At 66.8% G+C, this 21069-nt stretch carries 19 protein-coding genes; 9 read left to right on the top strand and 10 right to left on the bottom strand.

What is annotated here, in order from left to right; all coding sequences use genetic code 11:
• Positions 1-22 precede the first annotated feature (22 nt).
• The 3 genes from AC5RWU_RS05015 (at position 23) to AC5RWU_RS05005 (ending at position 5127) form a co-directional block, all read left to right on the top strand.
• Positions 23-2953 (top strand): DNA polymerase III subunit gamma and tau, encoded by a 2931-nt coding sequence (locus AC5RWU_RS05015; RefSeq protein ID WP_494029938.1) that lies wholly within the window; start codon positions 23-25, stop codon positions 2951-2953.
• A 61-nt stretch (positions 2954-3014) separates the two neighbouring features.
• Positions 3015-3611 (top strand): recombination mediator RecR, encoded by a 597-nt coding sequence (gene recR / locus AC5RWU_RS05010; RefSeq protein WP_494029939.1) that lies wholly within the window; start codon positions 3015-3017, stop codon positions 3609-3611.
• 229 nt (positions 3612-3840) lie between these two features.
• On the top strand, positions 3841-5127 hold the full coding sequence (locus tag AC5RWU_RS05005) for an aspartate kinase (RefSeq protein ID WP_494029940.1): 1287 nt from the start codon (positions 3841-3843) through the stop codon (positions 5125-5127).
• Between the two features lie 78 nt (positions 5128-5205).
• On the opposite strand, the gene AC5RWU_RS05000 is transcribed toward AC5RWU_RS05005, so the two are convergent.
• Together AC5RWU_RS05000 and AC5RWU_RS04995 are read right to left on the bottom strand one after the other, a co-directional pair.
• Positions 5206-5436: a hypothetical protein gene (locus tag AC5RWU_RS05000; protein ID WP_494029941.1), complete on the bottom strand. Its 231-nt coding sequence runs from the start codon at positions 5434-5436 to the stop codon at positions 5206-5208.
• A gap of 73 nt (positions 5437-5509) precedes the next feature.
• On the bottom strand, positions 5510-8668 hold the full coding sequence (locus AC5RWU_RS04995; protein WP_494029942.1) for a S8 family serine peptidase: 3159 nt from the start codon (positions 8666-8668) through the stop codon (positions 5510-5512).
• Between the two features lie 355 nt (positions 8669-9023).
• Between AC5RWU_RS04995 and AC5RWU_RS04990 the strand changes: the two genes are divergently transcribed.
• Together AC5RWU_RS04990 and AC5RWU_RS04985 are read left to right on the top strand one after the other, a co-directional pair.
• The gene (locus tag AC5RWU_RS04990; protein WP_494030049.1) at positions 9024-9935 is read left to right on the top strand and encodes a 3-methyladenine DNA glycosylase; all 912 of its coding nucleotides are present in this window, start codon (positions 9024-9026) and stop codon (positions 9933-9935) included.
• 50 nt (positions 9936-9985) lie between these two features.
• Positions 9986-10531 (top strand): SSI family serine proteinase inhibitor, encoded by a 546-nt coding sequence (locus tag AC5RWU_RS04985; RefSeq protein ID WP_494029943.1) that lies wholly within the window; start codon positions 9986-9988, stop codon positions 10529-10531.
• 83 nt (positions 10532-10614) lie between these two features.
• Here AC5RWU_RS04985 and AC5RWU_RS04980 read toward each other — a convergent pair whose 3' ends face one another.
• Positions 10615-10908, bottom strand: a complete 294-nt coding sequence (locus AC5RWU_RS04980; RefSeq protein WP_494029944.1) for a DUF503 domain-containing protein — start codon at positions 10906-10908, stop codon at positions 10615-10617.
• A 273-nt stretch (positions 10909-11181) separates the two neighbouring features.
• On the opposite strand from AC5RWU_RS04980, the gene purS reads away from it, so the two are divergent.
• From purS to purL, 3 genes are read left to right on the top strand one after another with little or no spacing between them, the layout of a single operon-like run.
• Positions 11182-11451: a phosphoribosylformylglycinamidine synthase subunit PurS gene (gene purS, locus AC5RWU_RS04975; RefSeq protein WP_494029945.1), complete on the top strand. Its 270-nt coding sequence runs from the start codon at positions 11182-11184 to the stop codon at positions 11449-11451.
• A complete protein-coding gene (gene purQ / locus AC5RWU_RS04970; protein WP_494029946.1) occupies positions 11451-12227 on the top strand; it encodes a phosphoribosylformylglycinamidine synthase subunit PurQ in 777 nt (258 codons plus the stop codon). Before purS ends, purQ begins: the two co-directional genes overlap by 1 nt.
• On the top strand, positions 12227-14557 hold the full coding sequence (gene purL, locus AC5RWU_RS04965) for a phosphoribosylformylglycinamidine synthase subunit PurL (RefSeq protein ID WP_494029947.1): 2331 nt from the start codon (positions 12227-12229) through the stop codon (positions 14555-14557). Before purQ ends, purL begins: the two co-directional genes overlap by 1 nt.
• 101 nt (positions 14558-14658) lie before the next feature.
• On the opposite strand, the gene AC5RWU_RS04960 is transcribed toward purL, so the two are convergent.
• From AC5RWU_RS04960 to AC5RWU_RS04945, 4 genes are all read right to left on the bottom strand, one after another.
• Positions 14659-14979 carry a putative quinol monooxygenase gene (locus AC5RWU_RS04960; RefSeq protein WP_494029948.1) on the bottom strand — a complete coding sequence of 107 codons (321 nt, stop codon included), beginning with the start codon at positions 14977-14979 and terminating at the stop codon, positions 14659-14661.
• Between the two features lie 63 nt (positions 14980-15042).
• Entirely contained in the window at positions 15043-15198 is a 156-nt protein-coding gene (locus AC5RWU_RS04955) for a hypothetical protein (protein ID WP_494029949.1), read from the bottom strand.
• A gap of 9 nt (positions 15199-15207) precedes the next feature.
• Positions 15208-15615 (bottom strand): hypothetical protein, encoded by a 408-nt coding sequence (locus AC5RWU_RS04950; RefSeq protein WP_494029950.1) that lies wholly within the window; start codon positions 15613-15615, stop codon positions 15208-15210.
• The gene (locus AC5RWU_RS04945) at positions 15616-16008 is read right to left on the bottom strand and encodes an MmcQ/YjbR family DNA-binding protein (RefSeq protein WP_494029951.1); all 393 of its coding nucleotides are present in this window, start codon (positions 16006-16008) and stop codon (positions 15616-15618) included.
• A 41-nt stretch (positions 16009-16049) separates the two neighbouring features.
• Here AC5RWU_RS04945 and cls point away from each other — a divergent pair, with 41 nt between their 5' ends.
• Entirely contained in the window at positions 16050-17522 is a 1473-nt protein-coding gene (gene cls, locus AC5RWU_RS04940; protein ID WP_494029952.1) for a cardiolipin synthase, read from the top strand.
• A 128-nt stretch (positions 17523-17650) separates the two neighbouring features.
• Here cls and AC5RWU_RS04935 read toward each other — a convergent pair whose 3' ends face one another.
• The 3 genes from AC5RWU_RS04935 to AC5RWU_RS04925 all read right to left on the bottom strand — a co-directional run bounded on the left by AC5RWU_RS04935 (position 17651) and on the right by AC5RWU_RS04925 (position 21058).
• Complete coding sequence (locus tag AC5RWU_RS04935; protein WP_494029953.1) at positions 17651-18907, bottom strand: acyl-CoA dehydrogenase family protein; 1257 nt, start codon at positions 18905-18907, stop codon at positions 17651-17653.
• A gap of 73 nt (positions 18908-18980) precedes the next feature.
• Positions 18981-20192 (bottom strand): acyl-CoA dehydrogenase family protein, encoded by a 1212-nt coding sequence (locus tag AC5RWU_RS04930; protein ID WP_494029954.1) that lies wholly within the window; start codon positions 20190-20192, stop codon positions 18981-18983.
• On the bottom strand, positions 20189-21058 hold the full coding sequence (locus tag AC5RWU_RS04925) for a MetQ/NlpA family ABC transporter substrate-binding protein (RefSeq protein ID WP_494029955.1): 870 nt from the start codon (positions 21056-21058) through the stop codon (positions 20189-20191). Before AC5RWU_RS04925 ends, AC5RWU_RS04930 begins: the two co-directional genes overlap by 4 nt.
• Positions 21059-21069: the final 11 nt, after the last annotated feature.

Here is a 21069-nt window from a genome sequence, read left to right as displayed (position 1 = left end):
ACCAACAGATAGGGTTCTTCCTGTGAGTACAGCCCTTTACCGTCGATACCGCCCGGACACATTCGCGGACGTTATTGGGCAGGAACACGTCACGGAGCCGCTGATGGCGGCGCTGCGCAAGAACCGAGTCAACCACGCTTACCTTTTCTCCGGCCCGCGCGGCTGCGGCAAAACGACGTCGGCACGCATCCTGGCGCGCTGCCTGAACTGCGCCCAGGGACCCACCGACACCCCCTGCGGCCAGTGCGACAGCTGCCGTGAACTCGGCCGCGGAGGCCCGGGCAGCCTCGACGTGATCGAAATCGACGCCGCCAGCCACGGCGGTGTCGACGACGCCCGCGACCTGCGTGAACGCGCCACCTTCGCCCCGGTGCGGGACCGCTACAAGATCTTCATCATCGACGAGGCCCATATGGTCACCTCGGCAGGCTTCAACGCGCTGCTGAAGATCGTCGAGGAACCGCCGGAGCACATCAAGTTCATTTTCGCGACCACGGAACCGGACAAGGTCATCGGCACCATCCGTTCCCGGACGCACCACTACCCGTTCCGCCTGGTCCCGCCGGAACCGCTGATCAAATACCTGGAACTGCTGTGCCGCCAGGAAAACGTCCCCGTCGCCCCGGGCGTGCTGTCCCTGGTGATCCGGGCAGGCGGCGGCTCCGTCCGCGACTCCCTGTCCGTGCTGGACCAGCTCATGGCCGGCGCCGGCCCGGACGGGCTGGACTACGACCTGGCCGTCTCGCTGCTGGGCTACACACACGCCTCGCTGCTGGACGACGTCGTAGACGCGATCACCGCGGCGGACTCCGCAACCGTGTTCCGCGCCGTGGACCGCGTGATCCAGACCGGCCATGATCCGCGCCGGTTCGTCGAGGACCTGCTGGAGCGTTTCCGGGACCTGATCATTATCAACGCCATGCCGGAAAGCGCCGCCGCCATCCTGCGAGGCACCCCCGAGGACCAGATCTCGCGCATGCGCCAGCAGTCGATGCAGCTCGGCGCCTCCGAGCTGTCCCGCGCGGCCGACATCACCAACACCGCACTGACGGAGATGACCGGCGCAACCTCTCCGCGGCTGCACCTGGAACTGCTGTGCGCCCGGATTATGCTGCCCGCGGCGGACCAGACCGAACGCGGGATCGCGTCCCGCGTGGACCGGATCGAACGCCGGCTCAGCTACGCCGGCGCACCCTCTGCGCCGGCAGGCGCGGAACCCGTTGCGGCTGACGCTGCTTCTGCTGCCGGCACGGCCCCCACCGAAGCCGCAGCCGGCGCCGGGGCGGAGTTTGCCGTCCCGGCGGCCTCGGGACCGGCCGCTGCACGGGCGGCTGCCAGAGGCATGTCCCAACCTGCGGCCGGCAGCGGTGCAGCCGAGCCTGCTGCCGCCCGCCGGGACCGCTTCCCGTCGCCCCGCGTGAGCACGGACGATTGGCCGCGCGAAGACGGCGTGCCAGCACAGACCTCCGCGCGCCAGGCTATGCCGTCCGGGCAGTCGGCGCCGTCCGGGCAGGAAGCCGAACGCAGCCACGATGCCTGGCCCGCGATGGCGGCGCAGGAGCAGCGCGCTGAGCAGCGTCCTGAGCAGCGAGATGAGCAGCGTCCTGAGCAGCGAGATGAGCAGCGTCCTGAGCAGCGAGATGACCGGCCGCAGCGGCCGGCCGTTGCCCCGCCGGCCGCCGTCCCGTCTGCCCCTATCCCGTCTGCCCCTGTCCCCGCAGCCGAGGAACCGAATCCTTCCGACTGGGGCGGTACGTGGGGGGCGCCCGCGCCCGAGCCTTCGACGGCGGACGCTTCGAGCACGATCACTTCGGCCACCGAAGCTCCAGCGGCGGAAACTCCAACCGTTCAGCAGCGGCCCCAGCCGGAGATCCGTGCGGACGAGCGCCCCGGAGCCGGGCAACCGCAGCAGGCCGAGCCGACCCAGCATGCCCAGTCGGCCCAGCAACCGGCTGGAACGGGCGGCGGGAGCCAGAGCATCGAGATGTTCCGCCGGGCCTGGCCGGAAATCATGGAGGAACTGGCCCGGATCAAGCGGAGCACCTGGAGCCTGGTCCAGCCCAATGCCAGTGTCCAGGCCTTCGACGGCGGCGCCCTCGGGCTCGGCTTCACCACCGAGGGACTCGCCAACGCCTTCTTCGGCCGCAAGGACCACATCGAGAACGTACGTGCCGCGGTCCAGAAAACCTTGGGTGCCGATGTCCGGATCGTTCGCAGTGATTCGTCCCCGGCAGCGGGTGAGCCGGACCCAAAAGGTTCTAGCCGGCCCGCGCCGGCAGCGGTGACCGGAGGGTGGGGAACCGCCGCCGCCGAACCTGCATTGCCGGCTGGTGAACCGCAGGCCGTACCAAGCGTGCCGCCCGCGCCACCAACACCCGGACCCGCAACTGCAGTCCGCCCTGCCCAAACACCTCCTGCCCAAACACCCCCGGCCTCAAATCCTCCGGCCCCCATGCCTCCGTCATCGCAGGCGCCAGCGGCCCGGACCGCACCGGCACGGCAGGAAACGCGTCCTGCCGCCGGAAGCCGGGCTGCCACCAGCGCGGATACCTGGCAGTGGACTGACCAGGTTCCGCCGGAGCCGGACTACCCGGACCAGGAACCGCCGGTCGACTACGGCGACCCCACGGAAGCCGAAGTATCCTGGGACCAGTCTGAGCCCTCGGCAGCACCTGCGGCCGCACCGGCGTCGCCCCCGGAAGCCACCGCCCCGCCGTCGGACAAGCCGCTCAGCCGCTACCAGCTGCTGAAGGCGCAGGCCGCCGCGCAGGCGCGGACGCAGGGTGCGGCACCCATGGGATCGGACAGGCGTAACCTAGACTTGTCCTACATCGAGGACATCCCCAGCGCAGACGATGAAACCATCGAGGAATCCGGTCTGGTGGGACGCGCAGCCATCGAGCGCATCCTCGGTGGACGGCTGATCGAGGAACGCAACCTCGACGGGATGTAGCCGGTTCCGGCATGCCGCTGGCCCTACGTGCCCCCAGAACGACTATGCAGATTGAGGTTTCGTGTACGAAGGTGCCGTCCAGGAGCTGATTGACGAGCTCGGCCGATTGCCGGGCATTGGCCCGAAATCGGCGCAGCGCATCGCTTTCCATATTCTGGAGGCGGATGCCGAAGACATGAAGCGTCTTGTCAGCGCGATCACCATGGTCAAGGAAAGGGTGAAGTTCTGCACCATCTGCGGAAACGTCGCGGAGCAGGAAACGTGCGGCATCTGCCGGGATCCGCGCCGTGATCCCAGCCTCATCTGCGTGGTGGAGGAATCCAAGGACGTCGTGGCGATCGAACGGACGCGATCCTACCGCGGGCGCTACCACGTGCTGGGCGGCGCCATCAACCCGATCGCCGGAATTGGCCCGGAGCAGCTGCGCATCCGGGAGCTGCTGAACCGGCTTTCGGACGAACAGATCCAGGAAATCATCATTGCCACGGACCCCAACCTTGAGGGTGAAGCCACCGCCACCTATCTGGCACGGATGCTGAAGACCATCGGCATCCAGGTCACGCGCCTGGCCTCGGGGCTGCCTGTCGGCGGCGACCTGGAGTATGCGGACGAGATCACCCTGGGCCGTGCCTTCGAGGGCCGGCGCCCCGTTAGTTAACGGCCCCGGCCAAGGCTGCGGGAGCGGGGAAAACGCGGCACCCCGGCCGATCCACGCTGCGGTACTTGACGCCTGGATTCTGATCCGCACCCGCCCCGGGGATAAACTGGACGCGGTGCCCGGCACCATACCGTCGTACCTGGAGGGAATCCGCATCTGCATTCCCGCCTTCCATCCCGTCGATGCTGCATGGCATCAGACCAGGAGATTTTTCAGTGAGCGTGAGCGCATGAGCCTAATTGTGCAGAAATTCGGTGGGTCATCAGTCTCGGACGCCGACGGCATTAAGCGCGTTGCCAAGCGGATCGTCGATACGCAGGCCGCCGGAAACGAAGTAGTCGCCGTCGTCTCCGCCATGGGCGACAGCACGGACGAACTGCTGGATCTGGCCGCCCAGGTCACCTCGGATGCACCCGCCCGCGAAATGGATATGCTGCTGAGCGCCGGCGAGCGCATCTCCATGGCCCTGCTGGCTATGGCCATCCACGAGCTTGGCGCCACTGCACAATCCTTCACCGGCAGCCAGGCCGGCCTGATCACCGACGCCATCCACGGGAAGGCGCGCATTATCGATGTGTCGCCGCACCGGATCAATACATCGATCAAAAAGGGCGACATCGCCATCGTGGCCGGCTTCCAGGGCATGAGCCGGGAGAGCAAGGACATCACGACGCTGGGCCGCGGCGGATCCGACACCACGGCCGTGGCGCTGGCGGCGGCGCTGAATGCGGACGTCTGCGAAATCTATACCGACGTCGACGGCATCTACACCGCCGACCCTCGGGTGGTTCCATCCGCCCGTAAAATCGACAAGATCTCCAGCGAGGAAATGCTGGAAATGGCCGCTTCGGGCTCCAAGATCCTGCACCTGCGCTGTGTCGAGTACGCCCGTCGCTTCGGCGTGCCGCTGCACGTCCGCTCATCCTTCAGCCAGCACGAAGGAACCTGGGTCCTGCCCAGTCCCGACGACAAGATCAAGATTCAAGAGGGAGAACCCTTGGAACAGCCCATCATCTCCGGCGTCGCCCACGATCACTCCGAAGCCAAGGTCACGGTGGTCGGCGTGCCCGACATCCCCGGTAAGGCCGCCGAGATCTTCGGCATCGTCGCCGGCGCTCACTCCAACATCGACATGATTGTGCAGAACGTGTCCACCCACGCCTCAGGCCGGACGGATATCTCCTTCACGCTGCCGATCGTCGAGGGCAAGGATGCGCTGGAAGCCCTCAAGGCCGCCCAGGAGAATATCGGGTTCGAATCCCTGCTGTACGACGACCAGATCGGCAAGCTGTCCCTGATCGGTGCCGGCATGCGCTCCAATCCGGGTGTCTCCCACCGGTTCTTCGAGGCCCTGTCCGCAGCGGGCATCAACGTCGAGATGATTTCGACGTCCGAGATCCGTATCTCCGTCGTCACGCGCGCCGACCTGCTCGACGCAGCCGTACGCGCCGTCCACCGCGCCTTCGACCTGGACACGGAAGCTGAGGCCACCGTCTACGGCGGAACGGGGCGTTAGCCGCTTCAACCGCAAAGGCAGTAGCCGAAGGCCCCGCCGGAACAGTGTTCCCGCGGGGCCTTCCACTACCCAAGTTGGTCAGGTGGTTCGCCGCAGTTCCGGGTGGCTCTTCCGCACCGCATAACGCTCACCGTTGGACCCGATTACGACCTCGAACCCGGCCAGGTCCTGTTCGGAGGCCTTTTCGAATTCGTCATGCTTGTGAACAACCGGCGTATCCCCGGGCAGGCGGTCCGCAGGGCCGTAGATCTCTGCTGCTTTTGCCGTAATGCTCATAAACTTCGTCAGCACTCTGTGGCGATTGGCCATCTGTATCACCTTCTTCCAGGAGATGGCACCATTTTACGCTTTTTGTGCTTTAGCTCTCTGGCCCCCCGCCCGCTCAGCCGGCCGGACCTGCCGGAGCGCCGCCGGCCGGGGGCTCGCCCGCCGGATCCCCGACAGCCACGTTGACCGCGGTTCGGGGACCGGTCTCTCCGAACGTCACCATGCCGATGTAATTGCCCGGTTCCAGCCCGGTCCAGGATGCGGTGACTTCTGCCGATTCTCCATTCCGGCGCACCAGCGGATTGGGCGACAGGGTGAGATTGCCTTCGTCGCCGGCGAGGACCACGGTCTCGACTGTGGCCGCCGTGGCTGCGCCTCCGGGGCTGGCGAACAGATTGGCGACCACCAGGTACGTTCCCGGGACCGGATCGTTGATGGTCAGCGACTCGCTGGCGGCCGGAGTTGCCGCCTGCATCGGGCCGGCCGGTGAGAGGACGTACAGATCGAAGTCCGCCGTCGGATCGGCGGATGTCACGGCGAACTGCGCCAGAGATGTTCCAGCCGGCACCTCGACCTGCGTGACGTGGTTGCTCGGATTCGTTTCCAGTGCCACCGGGCCCGGGACCAGGCTGACGTCCTGCGGGGTGGTCCTGGTCAGGCCCTGCACCGTCAGGGGGATCGGCGCGCTGGTGCCCACCGTTACCGGGATGACCCCGCTGCCCGAGTCTGTGGCTGAGGTGAAGGACACCGAATCCGGAGCGATGGCCGTCACGGGTCTGACGGCCACGGGAGAGACGACTGACGTGCCCTCGCCGCTCCACACCAGGCTGCCCGTGGTGAACTGATCGATCGCCGCGCCCGCGTTCTCGAATGTCACCTGGAACACCTGGCTTTGGCCTGGCTGGTCAAACACGAGGCTGGACGGCGAGACCGTGGCATCGATTCCGGGCACCTGGATCTCGGCGTGGTACTCGCCAGGCTCCAGGGCCGTCACCGTTCGCGCCACCGTGACCTGACCAACCAGCTCGCCGACGGCGATGGAGGGCAGGTTGACATCCCGGGCGGCAATATTGCGCTCCTCCGGGGGGCTGGCGATCAGGCGCTGCCAGTCCTGCGGGTCGGCCTCGTACGCCAGCCCCGGATCCAGCATCCGTTCGGTGTCAATGTGCCCTGCCCCGGTGGCGAAGAGGTCCGTGTCCCGTGCCCCGTCGGGCAGCACTACGTCGGTCGCAGTGGTCATCATGGCGGACTTCACCACCGCCGCCGACCACAGCGGATTCCGGGACAGCAGCAGGGCCCCGAACCCGGCCACGTGCGGCGAGGCCATGGAGGTGCCGGACTGGAAGCCGGACATTTCACCCTCCGAACCAATCGGGGAGACGCCGGCCAGGATGGCGACGCCCGGCGCGCTGAGGTCCGGCTTGAGCAGATCTGCGTTCTCCGCCAGTGACGGTCCGCGCGAGGAGAATCCGGCCACCTGCGGTACCGGAATGGTCGGCAGGCCGGTGGTGTCCCCGATCTCCAGGGCTGCGGTCGGAGCGGGGGCGGCGACCAGAGCGGCCTTCAGGCGGAGCCCGTCGGCGGCATCAAGATGGACGGTGGGTATCGCGTGCTGGTCCACGTCGGTGGAACTGGGAGACACATTGGTCAGGATCATCCCGATGCCCCCGGCGCGCTGGACCTCGTCGCTCTTGGCTACGCGGGGGCTGATCCCGCGGTCGCAGATGACGATTTTCCCCAGCACGATGGCAGGATCCAGCGCTCCCGCCGGACACAGGGCGGCGCCGGCGGGGGCCACGCCCGGCATGCCGGCATTCTCGGCCAGCACCACCGGTGTCTGCGGCACTGCCTCATCCATGATCGACGCGCCACGGAACCGGCTGCCATCGGGCAAGAGGACTGTGCCCATCAGCTCGTTGGAGAAGGTGCTCGCGGCTACCGTGGTGACCCAGGGGGCAGCGTGGTTGACGGTACTTGGCAGCGGACCGGAGTTACCCGCGGACACTGCGACGAAGATCCCCGCGGAAGCGGCCGACCGGAACGCCAGCGACAACGGGTCGGTGACCGAGTTCATGGTTCCCGAGACGGAGTAGTTGAGCACGTCGACGCCGTCCAGGACGGCCTGGTTGACGGCCTCCACGGCAGCCACGGATGAGCAGTTGCCCGCGTTCGGATTCAGGTCCTCCCAGCAGATCTTGTAGACGGCGACCTTGGCCGCCGGCGCCACACCGGAACCGAACCCGAAGTCGCGCTCCCCCACAATGGTCCTGACGTCGCTGTTGCCCGCGGCGGTCGTCGCGGTGTGCGTGCCGTGACCGACTACATCAACGGGTGAAAGCAGCTCCTGCGGAGCACGGAGCTCCTCCGGCGTCAGCTGCACGAATTGATCTGCGAAATAGCGCGCGCTCAGCACCTTCGAGTTGCACCCGGACCCATCGAAGCCCTCACCGGCCTGGCATTCGCCGATGAACGTGTTGCCGTCGGCCTTCAGCATGGCGATCTGCCCGGCGTCGTTCAGGTACGGCACGCCCATCTCGGGCTCACCGAACAGCGGCTGGACCGGAGCGCCGGCCAGAAAAGCGTTGTTGGGCGCATAGCCGGTGTCAATGACGCCGACCACAACCCCCTTCCCTGCCCCTTCCACGCCCCCGAACTGCTCCTCCCAGACACCGTCCTCGCCGCGCAGGTTGAGGAAGTCAGTGCTGGAATAATCGCGGACAGCAGGCTCTTCGCCCTCCGGCGGGGCCTCCTTGCCCCCGTCGGGAGCTGCAGGTCCGTCGGGAGCCACCGCATGGGGGGCGAACTGCACGTTTTCGGTCACCGACAGCACGCCCGGATCCTTGGCCAGTGCGGCGGCCTCCGGGCCGGTCAGGTCGGCGGTGAAGGCGTTGACTGCGGCGGTCAGCTGCTTCCTGACCTCCACGCCCCGTGCACCCGCGACGTCGCGCTGCCGCTGCTCCAGCATCATGGAGTACCGCTGGGCGGCCGGAGAGCCGGCGTCGATCTTCCGGCCCGGATCGGGTGCCGTGGCGGCATAGCCGGGCACGTCGCCTTCGTAGGTCGCCAGCGGCTGCTCCTTCAGGGCCACGATATAGCGGCGCTTCTCGAAGCCGCCCAGCTGGAGGTCTGCCGCCGAGACATTGCGGCTGACCGCCGGGGCGGCCAGGGCCGAAGCGGCCGGTGCGGCAGCACCTGGTGCGGCCAGGACGGAAAGGATCAGCGCCGCTCCGAAAAGCAGCGCCTCAAATCGATGGGCCGTGTGCCTGCGTTTCAAGCCATTTTCCTGGGACATGTGACGAAACAGCCTTTCTCCAACTGAAAAGCCCGGCCGTATTGCAGGCCCCCAGGGCCGAGCAGGGGCGCCGTTGCGGGACTGCGCCGGCGCAGAGGCTGCGGCACTGCCGCCCGCCCTGTTCCGCCGTCGAGTCCACCTCCGATCGTCACCGGAGGGGCACAACATAACCCGGTTCCAAGCTCCACAGAAGACTCCAAGGCGACCTGTCCGGAAGACGGTTCCATACGCCGTCGGCTTCTTTCCAAGCAGGCACCTATGGAATATTCTCCACCCGGCCGCGGGAAAAGGGATGGGCGTCCGGCGGAATATCTTCCGATGGGATAATTGACGCGTGATTTTCCTCCGGACTGATGACTGGCTGCCGCTCCAGCGTGCGCACCAGGAGCGCGCCGGCCGCTTCGCCGGTCCCTTCCTGGAACGGCGCTCGGCGGGCCGGAAGCATCCGGTGGAGGACTTCCTCTTCACCTACTACACCCAGAAACCGGGTCAGTTGCTGCGCTGGCACCCGGGGGCCGGCGTCGTACTGCTGGGCGAGGAAGCCGCGGCGCGCGCGGACTGGAAGTACTACCGGCGCCTCACCGACAGCGAAATCGCCGGCACCGCGTACGACGGCGGCACCCGGCCGCCTGCCGCCGTCACCGTCAACCTGCCCGCCTTCCGTGCCGAACGTGCCGAAACCATCGCGTTCACCCGGGCCATCCTGTCCGGCAGCACGGCGCGGCCGGGGCAGTTCGGCTGCTTCGGCCTGCACGAATGGGCCATGGTCTACCGGCTGGGCCCGGAGGATGTGCGGCACGAGTACCTGGACCTGCGGCTGGGCGCCGACGGCACCAACCGCGTGGTGGAGGCGAACCGGATCCGCTGCTCGCACTTCGATGCCTTCCGGTTCTTCACGCCGCCGGCGGGACCGCGCAACGAACTGCAGCCCACCCGGGAAGCCCAGCGGTTCATGGAGCAGCCCGGCTGCCTGCATGCCAACATGGACCTGTACAAGTGGGCGTACAAGCTCGCCCCGGCACTGCCCAGCGAGCTGGTGATGGACTGCTTCGAGCTGTCCTGGCGGATCCGGGAGATGGACATGAAGGCCTCGCCCTACGACCTGGTGGACTGGGGCTATGAGCCCATCGCCATCGAGACCCCGCAGGGCAAGGCCAAGTACGTGGCAGCCCAGCGGGCATTCGCAGACGAGGCCCAGGTGCTGCGGGCCCGACTGCTGGACGCGCTGGACGTTGTGGCGCACGCTTAAGGGAGCCGCAGCTGAGCTGAAGTAAGCTGCACTAGGAAGAAGGCGGCACCATGCGACGGCTTCTGATCCCCCTGGCGGGCCTGGCTCTGACCATGATGCTGTGCGGCTGCAACGGCGCCCCGTCCGCTCCGCAGACCGGCACAGCCCCTGGTGAGACAACCACTGGAACCGCGCCGCCGCCGTCGTCCCCGGCACCTGCACCCTCACCGTCGCCCGAACCGGAAACTCCCACCGACGAGGCGGAGGACGCGGAAGGCAGGATCCGCCTGACGATCGACGTGATGCCGGACGGCGACCCGGCGAACACCATTACTTACACGCTCCGGTGCCGCGGCGCGGAGCCCCACAGTTCCTCCGACCACCCGGATCCGGAAGCCGCCTGCGCAGCGCTTGACCAGCACGGCGAGCCGGCGTTCTTCAGTGTGCCCGACCCGGATGTTGTCTGCACGCAGCAGTTCGGTGGCCCGCAGCGGGCGCACGTGACCGGAGATTTTCGGGGCCGGACGGTCGACAGGAACTTCAACCGGACCGACGGCTGCGAAATCTCCACCTGGGATTCACTGGCTCCGGTCTTCGCGATCGGCGGAGTGTACTGACCGCCCCTTGGCTTGACTCCGCAGCACGCGCACGTCTGAACGCCCAGACGGACGTGTGACGCCGAGTGAGCAGGTGGCTACGGTCAGTCCTCGCTGTGCAGGATTTGCCGCTGCGCGCTCAGCAGCTCCACCTCGGGGTGGTAGACAACCAACTGCTCGACGGCGTCGAGCACCTCCACGATGTGCGAGCGGTCCGCGGAAACGACGCCGGCGCCGATCCCCGTCCGCCGGTACAGGTCCTGGTGGTCCACCTCGGCTACCGAGACATCGAACTTCTTGCGCACCTCCGCCACGATCGGCCGCACCACCGAACGCTTCTCCTTGAGTGAATGCACATTCCCGAGCAGGAGATCAAACCTGATCCAACCAATCCACATAGGACAATCGTTCCCTAGCCGGGGCCCTAGGTGAACCGCGGCGGACGGTCCAGCCAGGCGCCGTCGACGACGGCGGTGCGTGCCGCCGTCGTAATGTTCACCTGGGTGCCGCGGATGTGCCGCAGCCTGCTCTACAATTCCGCGTTTGCGTCAGCCGGTAGAATGGGGGACGCAAGCTCGCGGAGCGCCCATCAGGCGTGAGACGGCACCCTCCGCGGCACGCGCCCAGCTTCGTTTGAAGAGCCAGACTGTTCCAAGCACAGGAGTTACCGGATGCCCCGGATCGTTGTTGACGTCATGCCCAAGCCCGAGATCCTGGATCCGCAGGGCAAAGCCATCGCCGGTGCGCTGCCGCGCCTTGGCCTGACCGGCTTCGCCGAGGTCCGCCAAGGCAAGCGGTTCGAACTGACCGTCGAAGGCGAAGTCACCGAGGAAATCCTGGCGCACGCCCGCGAGGCTGCCACCCGCATGCTCTCCAACCCGGTGATCGAGGACGTGACGCGCGTGGAGGTCATCGACGACGCTGCAGAGGGCGCCAAGTAATGAGCACTCCCCTGATCGGCGATTTCTCCGTCCCCGGCCTCGACAGCCGCCTCAAGGGCGTGCGCGTCGGCGTCGTCACCTTCCCCGGCACCCTCGATGACCGCGACGCGGCCCGGGCCGTGGCACTGGCGGGCGGAACGCCCGTCAGCCTGTGGCACGCGGACGCGGAGCTGCAGGATGTCGACGCCGTGATTCTCCCCGGCGGCTTCTCCTACGGCGACTACCTGCGCGCCGGCGCGATTTCCCGCTTCGCTCCGCTGATGGACAAGATCATCGACGCCGCCAAGTCGGACGCAAAGCTGCCGGTGCTGGGCATCTGCAACGGCTTCCAAATCCTGACCGAGGCGCACCTGCTGCCCGGTTCCATGATCAAGAACGACCACCTGAAGTTCATCTGCCGCGACCAGACGCTGCGGATCGAGAACAACAGCACCGCCTGGACCGGCGGCTTCGACGCCGGCCAGGAAATTGTGGTGCCGCTGAAGAACCAGGACGGCCAGTACGTCGCGGACGAGAAGACCCTGGATGCCTTGGAGGCCGAGGGCCGCGTGGTCTTCCGCTACGTAGGCTTCAACCCCAACGGCTCCCGCCGGGACATCGCCGGCATCAGCAACGAGGCAGGCAACGTCGTCGGACTCATGCCGCACCCGGAGCACGCCATCGAGGCCGGGTTCGGGCCGTCGTCGTCCGGTTTTGGCCCCGTGGAGCTGGCCGGCGGCACCGACGGCCTGGGCCTGTTCACCTCCGTCCTCAACAAGCTCGTGGAAGGCAAGTAATGACTGACAGCACCCCGGTGGCCGAGCAGACCGAGGCGAAGAAGTTCAACATCGACACCGTCGAGCACGCTGCTGCCACCCCGGACACCGACCTGCCGTGGGCCGAACTGGGCCTGAAGCAGAACGAATTCGAGCGGATCATTGAGATCCTGGGCCGCCGGCCCACCGCCGCCGAGCTGGCCATGTACTCGGTGATGTGGTCCGAGCACTGCTCCTACAAGTCCTCCAAGGTGCACCTGCGCCAGTTCGGCGACAAGGTCACCGAGAAGATGAAGGAACACCTGCTGGTGGGCATCGGCGAGAATGCCGGCGTCGTGGACATCGGCGACGGCTGGGCCGTGACCTTCAAGGTGGAATCGCACAACCACCCGTCCTTCGTCGAGCCGTACCAGGGCGCCGCGACCGGCGTCGGCGGCATCGTCCGCGACATCATTTCCATGGGCGCCCGCCCGGTCGCCGTGATGGACCCGCTGCGCTTCGGCGCGATCGACCACCCGGACACCGCCCGCCTGGTGCACGGCATCGTCTCCGGCATCGGCGGCTACGGCAACTGCCTGGGCCTGCCGAACATCGGCGGCGAGGTGGTCTTCGACTCCGTCTACCAAGGCAACCCGCTGGTCAACGCGCTGGCCGTGGGCGTCATGCGCCATGAGGACATCCGGCTGGCCAACGCGTCCGGCGCCGGCAACAAGGTGGTCCTGTTCGGTGCCCGCACCGGAGGCGACGGCATCGGCGGCGCGTCCGTGCTGGCCTCTGAATCCTTCGACGACAGCAAGCCGTCCAAGCGCCCGGCCGTGCAGGTGGGCGACCCGTTCGCGGAAAAGATCCTGATCGAGTGCTGCCTTGAGCTGTTCAAGGGCGCCGTGGTGGAAGGCATCCAGGACCTGGGTGCCGCGGGCATCTCCTGCGCCACCTCCGAGCTGGCCTCCAACGGCGACGGCGGCATGCACGTCGAGCTGACCAAGGTGCTGCTGCGCGACCCGACCCTGACCCCGGGCGAGATCCTGATGTCCGAGTCGCAGGAACGCATGATGGCCGTGGTGACCCCGGAGAACCTGCCGAAGTTCGAGGCCATCATGGCCAAGTGGGACGTGGAGTACTCCGTCCTCGGCGAGGTCACGGACACCGGCCGCCTGGTCATCGAGTGGGACGGCGAGAAGATCGTCGACGTGGATCCGCGCACTGTGGCCCACGAGGGCCCGGTCTACGAGCGCCCGTACCACCGCCCCGAGTGGCTCGACGGCGTGCAGGCGTCCGGGTTCACGGGGTCAGACTCCGACGCCGGCCGGCCGGCTTCCGGTGAGGAGCTCAAGTCCGCTGTCCTGGAGCTGATGGCTTCGCCGAACATGGCCTCCAAGGAATGGGTCACCAAGCAGTACGACCGCTATGTCCAGGGCAACACCGCCCTGGCCATGCCGGACGACGCCGGCGTGATCCGCGTGGACGAAAAGACCGGTCTGGGCGTGGCAATTTCCACCGACGCCAACGGCCGCTACGCCTACCTGGATCCGTACGAGGGCGCCCGCCTGGCGCTGGCCGAGTCCTACCGTAACGTGGCCACCTCGGGCGCCAAGCCCATGGCCGTCACTGACTGCCTGAACTTCGGGTCCCCCGAGGATCCGGAGGTCATGTGGCAGTTCGCCGAGACCGTCCGCGGCCTCTCCGACGCCTGCCAGGAACTGGGCGTTCCGGTCACCGGCGGCAACGTCTCCCTGTACAACCAGACGGGCGGGGTGGCCATCCACCCGACGCCCGTGGTGGGCGTCCTGGGCGTGTTCGACGACGTCGCCCGCCGCACGCCGTCGGGCTGGCGCGAGGACGGCCAGGCCATCTACCTGCTGGGTGTGACCAAGGACGAGCTGGACGGCTCCGAATGGGCCAACCTGCGCGGCCACCTCGGCGGCAAGCCACCGGCCCTGGACCTGGACCTCGAGCGCCAGCTCGGTGAAATCCTGGTCAACGCCTCCCGCGACGGCATGATCGACGCCGCGCATGACCTGTCCGAGGGCGGCCTGGCCGCCGGCTTGTCGGACATGGCCCTGCGCTTCGGCGTCGGCGCCCGGATCGGCCTGGACGAACTGTGCGAGCGCGACGGCATCGACCTGTTCACCGCACTGTTCTCCGAGTCCCAGGCCCGCGCTGTGGTATCCGTGGCCCGGTCCGAAGAGGTCCGGTTCAAGGACATGTGCACCGCCCGCGGCTTCGCGCACCTGCGGATCGGCGTCGTGGACACCGAGAACCAGGCGCTGGACTTCCAGGGACAGTTCGCCCTGCCGCTGGCGGAGCTGAAGGAAGCCCACGAGGCCACCCTGCCGAAGTACTTCGACTGACGCCCGTTTCCCCACTTTCCTACCGCTGACACAGCAGCAGGTGCACGATTGAGTGATCTTTCGGGCACCTGCTGCTGACTCATTTATGGGGTGTGGAGTTGCTACTGGACGGTCAGTTCGCCCATCCGGTCCCAGCCTTCGCCGTCGATCTGCCGGCTGATGATCTGCGGGGTCTCCGCCAGCGCCTCGGGCATCTTCTTCATGGCTGCCTGGAAGTGGTCGCTGTTGACATGGGCCGCGGCCGCGTCGTCCTTGAAGGCCTCCACGAGCACGAACTCGTTCGGGTCCTCGACACTGCGCGACCAGTCGAACCAGAGGTTGCCCGGCTCCCTGCGAGTGGCCTCGGTGAAGTCATGGACAACGTCCATCCACTTCTCCGACCAGTCCGGCTTAACCTTGAACTTGACGACAATGAATATCACGTGTGCTGCCCTTCTGTTACTGGTGCTGCTGCGTCTTGCAGAACCAGCCTAGCCAAGCAGCGGTCAGAGATTGCGGGGGTGGGCTCTCTCCCGCGCCGCCCTTTTGGCCTGCTCCGCGGCTTTGTCCTCCTTGCGCTTGCGCAGCACCAGGCGGGCCAGACCGGCCAGGACCGCCCCCGCCATGATGGGTATCAAGTACGACTTTCCCTGTTCGGACATGGCTTCATGCTAGTCCTGCGGGCCCGGCTCCAGAAGGGCCCGCGCCGCCTGCTCCAAGGCGCAAAACCCATGCATTCCGGCAAGCTGGGCGGCTTCGCCGAGGAACCGCACCGCAGCCGCCGGGCTGCCGGAGGCGCGATGCAGCCGGCCCCGTTCCAAGGCGAGCCGAACGCGGACAATAGCGCCGCCGTCGGGCTTGTCTGCGGTGTCAAACTTATCCGGGTCGATGCCGTCAAGGACGGCGCAGGCTTCCGCGAATCGTCCTTGCAGCCCCAGCACCCGCGCGATCTGCGTGGCCAGCTCCGCCCGGTCCGCCGGAAGCATGAAGCGGTTCGTGTCGGCGCCCCGCAGCCGCTGCTCGGTGGACTTCGGGTCGGCCGCGTCCCACAACTCGTCGAGGAATTCCTGCCTCAGCATCTACGCGTCGCCCCGCGCCAGCCGTGCCCAGCCCAGCGACTCGCGGTCCTTCCGCGGCAGGGACGCCACCACCAAGTCGTAGGAGTCCTCCACCATGTCGCGGATCATCCCGTCGGGAAGGTCCCCATCGCACCACACCTGGTTCCAATGTGTCTTGTTCATGTGGTACGCGCCGCTGATTTCGGGATGTGCCGCGCGCAGCTGCTGAGCGAGGACCGGCTCGCACTTGAGGCTGACGGTCAGCGGCTCGGCATCCAGGTTGGCCAGCGCGAACATTTTGGCGGTTCCGCCGGCCGCCCTGACCTTGAACACGGATGCATCGGGGCCGAAGGGGAAGTCCTCGAACGCGCCGGGCTGGGCCAGGCAGATTTCCTTCAGCATTGCCGCATCCATGGCGTTCAGATTACTCCGGCGGCAACGCATAAGGTGTTGGCATGACCAACCTGTTGTCCGCCATCAATCTGCCGCTCTCCGGCACGGTGCTGCTGATTGTCGTCAACATGGTCATCCTGGTCATCGCGCTGGGAGTCGTCCCCCAGAACCGCCGCCCATCGGTGGCGCTGGGCTGGCTGCTGGCGATCCTCTTCATTCCGATTCTGGGCCTGCTGGTCTTCCTGCTCATCGGCAGTCCCAAGCTGCCGAAAAGCCGGCGTGACAAGCAGTCGAAAATGACCGAGCTCATCCGGAAGAATACCTCCGACAGCTACTGCCTGGGCGATCCCACCGGCACGCCGGACTGGGCGCTCGCAGCGGTCAAGCTCAACCACCAGCTCGGCGCCCTGCCAATGACGGCCGGCAACAAACTCGAGCTCCTGGACGACTACAACGCCTCGCTGGAAACCATGACGGAGGCCATCCGGGCGGCCAGGATCTATGTCCACTTCGAGTTCTACATCGTCGCCGTCGATGAGACCACCGAGCCCATGTTCCAGGCGCTCGAAGACGCCCACCACCGCGGGGTCCGCGTGCGGGTACTCATCGACCACATGGGCAGCATCGGCTATCCCGGCTACGGCGAGGCGGTCAAGCGCCTGGAGCGTGCCGGCATCCCCTGGCGCCGCATGCTGCCGGTGCGTCCGTGGCGGCTGGAGTACCAGCGGCCGGACCTGCGCAACCACCGGAAGATCCTGGTCATCGACGGCAACCTGGCTTTCACCGGTTCCCAGAACATCATCGACCGCAGCTACAACAAACGCGGCAACAGGCGCCGCGGGCTGCTGTGGAAGGACCTCATGGTCCGGACCACCGGCCCGATCGTGGACGAGCTGAACGCCCTGTTCATCACCGACTGGTATGCGGAGACCGGGGAAATCCTGGAGGAGGAGGCGGACCTGATCGAGGACGACGTCGGCGGCGGACTGCTCTGCCAGGTGGTGCCCAGCGGTCCGGGCTTCGATGCGGAGAACAATCTGCGCCTGTTCAATACCCTGCTCTACAGCGCGGAGCGCAGCATCGTCATTTCCAGCCCGTACTTCGTGCCGGACGAGTCCATGCTGTACGCCATTACGACGGCGGCCCAGCGCGGCGTCGCGGTCAGGCTCTACATGGGCGAAACCTCAGACCAGTTCTTCGTCTACCACGCCCAGCGTTCCTATTATCAGACGCTGATCGAAGCCGGCGTGGACATCCACCTCTACAAGTCGCCGTACGTGCTGCACTCCAAGTTCATCATCATCGACTCCGCGGTGGCCGTAATCGGCTCATCCAACATGGACATGAGGTCCTTCACACTGAACTTCGAAGTGTCCCTCCTGGTCTGCGACCGGGAATTTGTTTCACAAATGCTGGAAATCGACCAGGAATACCTGGAGGCCAGCAGGCCCGTCCAGCTGGACGAATGGGTGGAACGACCGCTGCCGCAGAGGTTCCTGGACAACGTCTGCCGGCTGACTGCGGCGCTGCAATAGCGTAGCGGTCGGGACGCCGCCGCCCTCCCCACGATCGCCGAAACCTCAGTTATTGCGGTTTCAGGGACAAAAAACCGCAACAACTGAGGTTTCGGCGGTGGGGTTCGGCGGTGAGGTTGTCCACCGGCTCATGCAGGAACGCCGGTCACCGTCCCCACCGTCCAGGACCCCGCCGGCGGGGTGCCGTTCAGCTCGTAGTCACCGATGTTCCTGGCCTTGAAAACCGTCGGATTGTGGGCGGCGACGGTACGCGCGTTGCGCCAGTGCCGGTCCAGCTGCTTGCGCTGCGAGGTAGCGGAAGCCCCGAGGGTATCGAAGAGCTGCTTGGCGGCGTCCATGACCAGGTCGGGAACCATCAGCTGGGCCTTCTCCACCGCCAGTTCACCGCGTGCAAAGCGCTCGCCGTCGGTCAGGTCCGCGGACGGATCCCGTGCCGCCTCCAGCTCGCGGGCGGCGGCCAGCACGATGGCTTCCGCGGCAAAGGCCTTGCCGGAGATCTGGCCCACCAGTTGCTGGATCAGGGGGTCATGCCGCACCGCAGGCGCCTGCGAGTTTCCGACGGCGTTGGTAAACGTCCGGTTGCGGCACTTGACCTGCTCCCGCACGTCATTGAGGACCGCCTTGCCGATGCCTGCCTCGACGGCGAGCAGCACCAGCTGGAAGAAGGCCGCCTCGTGCGTCCGGGCGTTGAGGTCCCGGTCGAAGAAATCGTCCCAGTGGACCCTGGCATTGTTGAAGACCGTGGTGCCGGTGCCGGTCAGGGTCTGGCCGAATCCGTCCCAGTCGTCCGACATTTCCACCCCGGGATCAGCGGTGCTGACGACGGCGAAGGACCGGCTGGTGGCACCGTCCGCCTGCACCGTTACGGCGATCCATTCGGCAAAAATGCTGCCGGTGCTGTAGAATTTCTCGCCATTGAGCAGCCAGGTTCCGCCGGCGTTCCCGCCATACGCGGGGGTCGCCGTCGTACCTACTGCGCCCAAGGCGGTGCCACCGATCTCGGTGGAGGCGTTCCCCACCGTTTCACCGGCAACGAAGCGGGCGAACCAGCGCTGGCGGGAGGCTTCATCCTGCAGGCCCAGGAATTCGCAGAAGCCGAAATGGGAGCGGTAGAGGTGGGCCACATTGGAGTCCGCCTCCGCCAGTTCGATCAGGAGTTGGAAGAGCTGCGGGAAGGTGGCCCCGAAGCCGCCGTACTCCCGCGGCACCCGCAGCGCGCCGAATTTGGCTTCGTTCAGCCACTTGACCGGTTCAAACGGCAGCGTGCGGCTGGCTTCGCGCTCCAGGGCGCCTCCGGCGATGCGGGCAAACACCGGACGGAAGGTCGCCGCAAGTGAGCTGTAATCCACTGCGGCCGGAGCCGAAGCGTGCGCTGGAGTTCCCATTCGTGCTCCTAAAGTATTGTCCTTGAACCAAGCGCGGCCCGTTCCGCCCCCCATCCGGAACGGACCGCACAGCCTAAGTGGCCCGCTGGCCAGCGGCCACAGTGCCGATGGCGCTCAGCCCCACCGGCTTGGTGCCGTTCACTTCGTAGTCGCCGACAATCCGTGCCTTGAAAACGGTGGGGTTATGCGTGGCGACGGTGCGGGCATTGCGCCAGTAGCGGTCCAGCTTCTTGCTCTGCGACGTGGCGGAGGCGCCGAGGGTGTCGAACAGCTGCCCGGCGATCTCGCCGACCAGCACCGGCACCACCACCTGCGCCTTCTGCACCGCGAGCTCGCTGCGGGTATGGCGTTCCTCGGCGCCGAGCTCCCGCTGCGGGTCCAGCACGGTGTCCAGCTCCCGGGCGGCGGCCAGCACCAGCTGCTCCGCGGCGTAGGACTTCGCGGAAATCTGTCCCACCAGCGCCAGGATCAGCGGGTCCTCGCGCATCAGTCCGCCGGAGCCGGTGTTGAAGCTGCGGGTGCGGCTGCGGACCAGTGTGCTGACCTCGGCCAGCACCGCCCGGCCGATGCCGGCCTGCACGGCCAGCAGGACCAGCTGGAAGACCGCCGGTTCGGAGGTGTCGGCTGCGGGCCGCGGGAACACCTCCTCGGCCAGGGCATCCGTGAAGACGGTGCTGCCGGTGCCGGTCAGCTGCTGGCCGAAACCATCCCAGTCGTCCTTGATATCGACGCCGGGCTGCCGGGCGGAGACGATCGCGTGGAACCGCCCTTCCTCGCCGGGGATCTGGGCCGTGACCTGGATCCAGTCCGCGAAAATGCTTCCCGTGGAGTAGAACTTTTCCCCGTTGACCGCCCAGGTCCCGCCGGCGCGGGTGACCGTGGTGTTGGTGTGCCCCAGCAGATTGCCGGAGCGTTCGGTGGCGGCGTTGCCGACGATCTGACCTTCGGCGATCCGCGTGTACCAGCGGCGGCGTGTGTCCTCATCCTGCCGGCTAATCGTTTCCACGAAGCCGATATGGGACCGGTACAGGTGCGCCACATTGGAGTCCGCCTGGGCCAGTTCGACCAGCAGCCGGAAGAGCGTGAGGTAGCTGGCGCCCAGACCGCCATACTCCGCCGGCACGCGCAGCGCGCCGAACCGGGCCGCATTGAGCCACCTGACCTGCTCATAGGGCAGGATCCGGTGGGTTTCCCGCTCCAGCGCGCCTTCCGCGATCCGGGCGAAGATAGGCCGGAAGCGGGCGGCCCGTTCCTCGAAGGCAGTGTCCTCGAAACCCACGCTCATCCCTCCGTCCACTTCGGCAGGTCTTGGGCCGGGCTGGCGTCCCACGGCGTGGGCAGGATGCCGCCCTGGTAGTTCTCGAACCATTCCTTGACTTCCGGCGATTGGTAGGCCTCCTGCAGCACCTTCGCCTTTTCCGTGTCCACAAAGTCCGGACGTGCCGCGACGACGATCCGGAACGGCAGCTGATCAGTTTCGGCTTCGAACGCCAGCGCATCGTCCTTGGAGTGCCCGATGTCGGCCGCCATCCGCGCGACGAGGAAGCCGGCGTCCACGTCCGGCAGCGTCTTGGTCAGCGACTGCTGGTCAACCTCAACGAACCTCAGGTTCCGCGGATTGGCCGTGATGTTTTCCTGCGAAGTCGAGACCACCGGCGCCACCGACAGCTCCAGCAGGCCGGCGTCGCGCAGCAGGAACAGGGCCCGGCCGTTGTTGGCCGGATCCACAGGGATGCCGACGGTCGCTCCGTCGGGCAGTTCAGCCAGGGACGCGTACTTCTCCGACCAGATGCCGCCCGGCGCCGAGTAGACGTAGAACAGGCCGACGTTGTCCAGTCCCTTGTCCTGGTTGAACTGGTGCAGGTAGGCATTGTGCTGGAAGAAGTTGACGTCGTATTCTCCGTTGGCCACGGCAAGGTTCGGCTGCACGATGTCCGTTACGTAGGTCGCGTCGAGGGTCCAGCCCTTCGCCTCGAGCAGCTTCTGCGCGATCTTGGTCGGCTCCTGGTAGGGAGCGGATTCGGTGACGATCATCCTGATCGTCTTGTCGCTGCTTCCGGAGGCTGAGGTCAGCCCGCACCCGGTCAGCGCTGCCACGGACAATGTGCCGGCGCCGGCGAGCGCGTACTTGAGGAAATTCCTGCGTTCCATGATGGTTCCTG

Source organism: Arthrobacter sp. B0427-1-12, assembly GCF_059092905.1.
The sequence above is the reverse complement of the archived record's forward strand: the minus strand, read 5'-3'. Positions and strand labels throughout refer to the sequence as shown.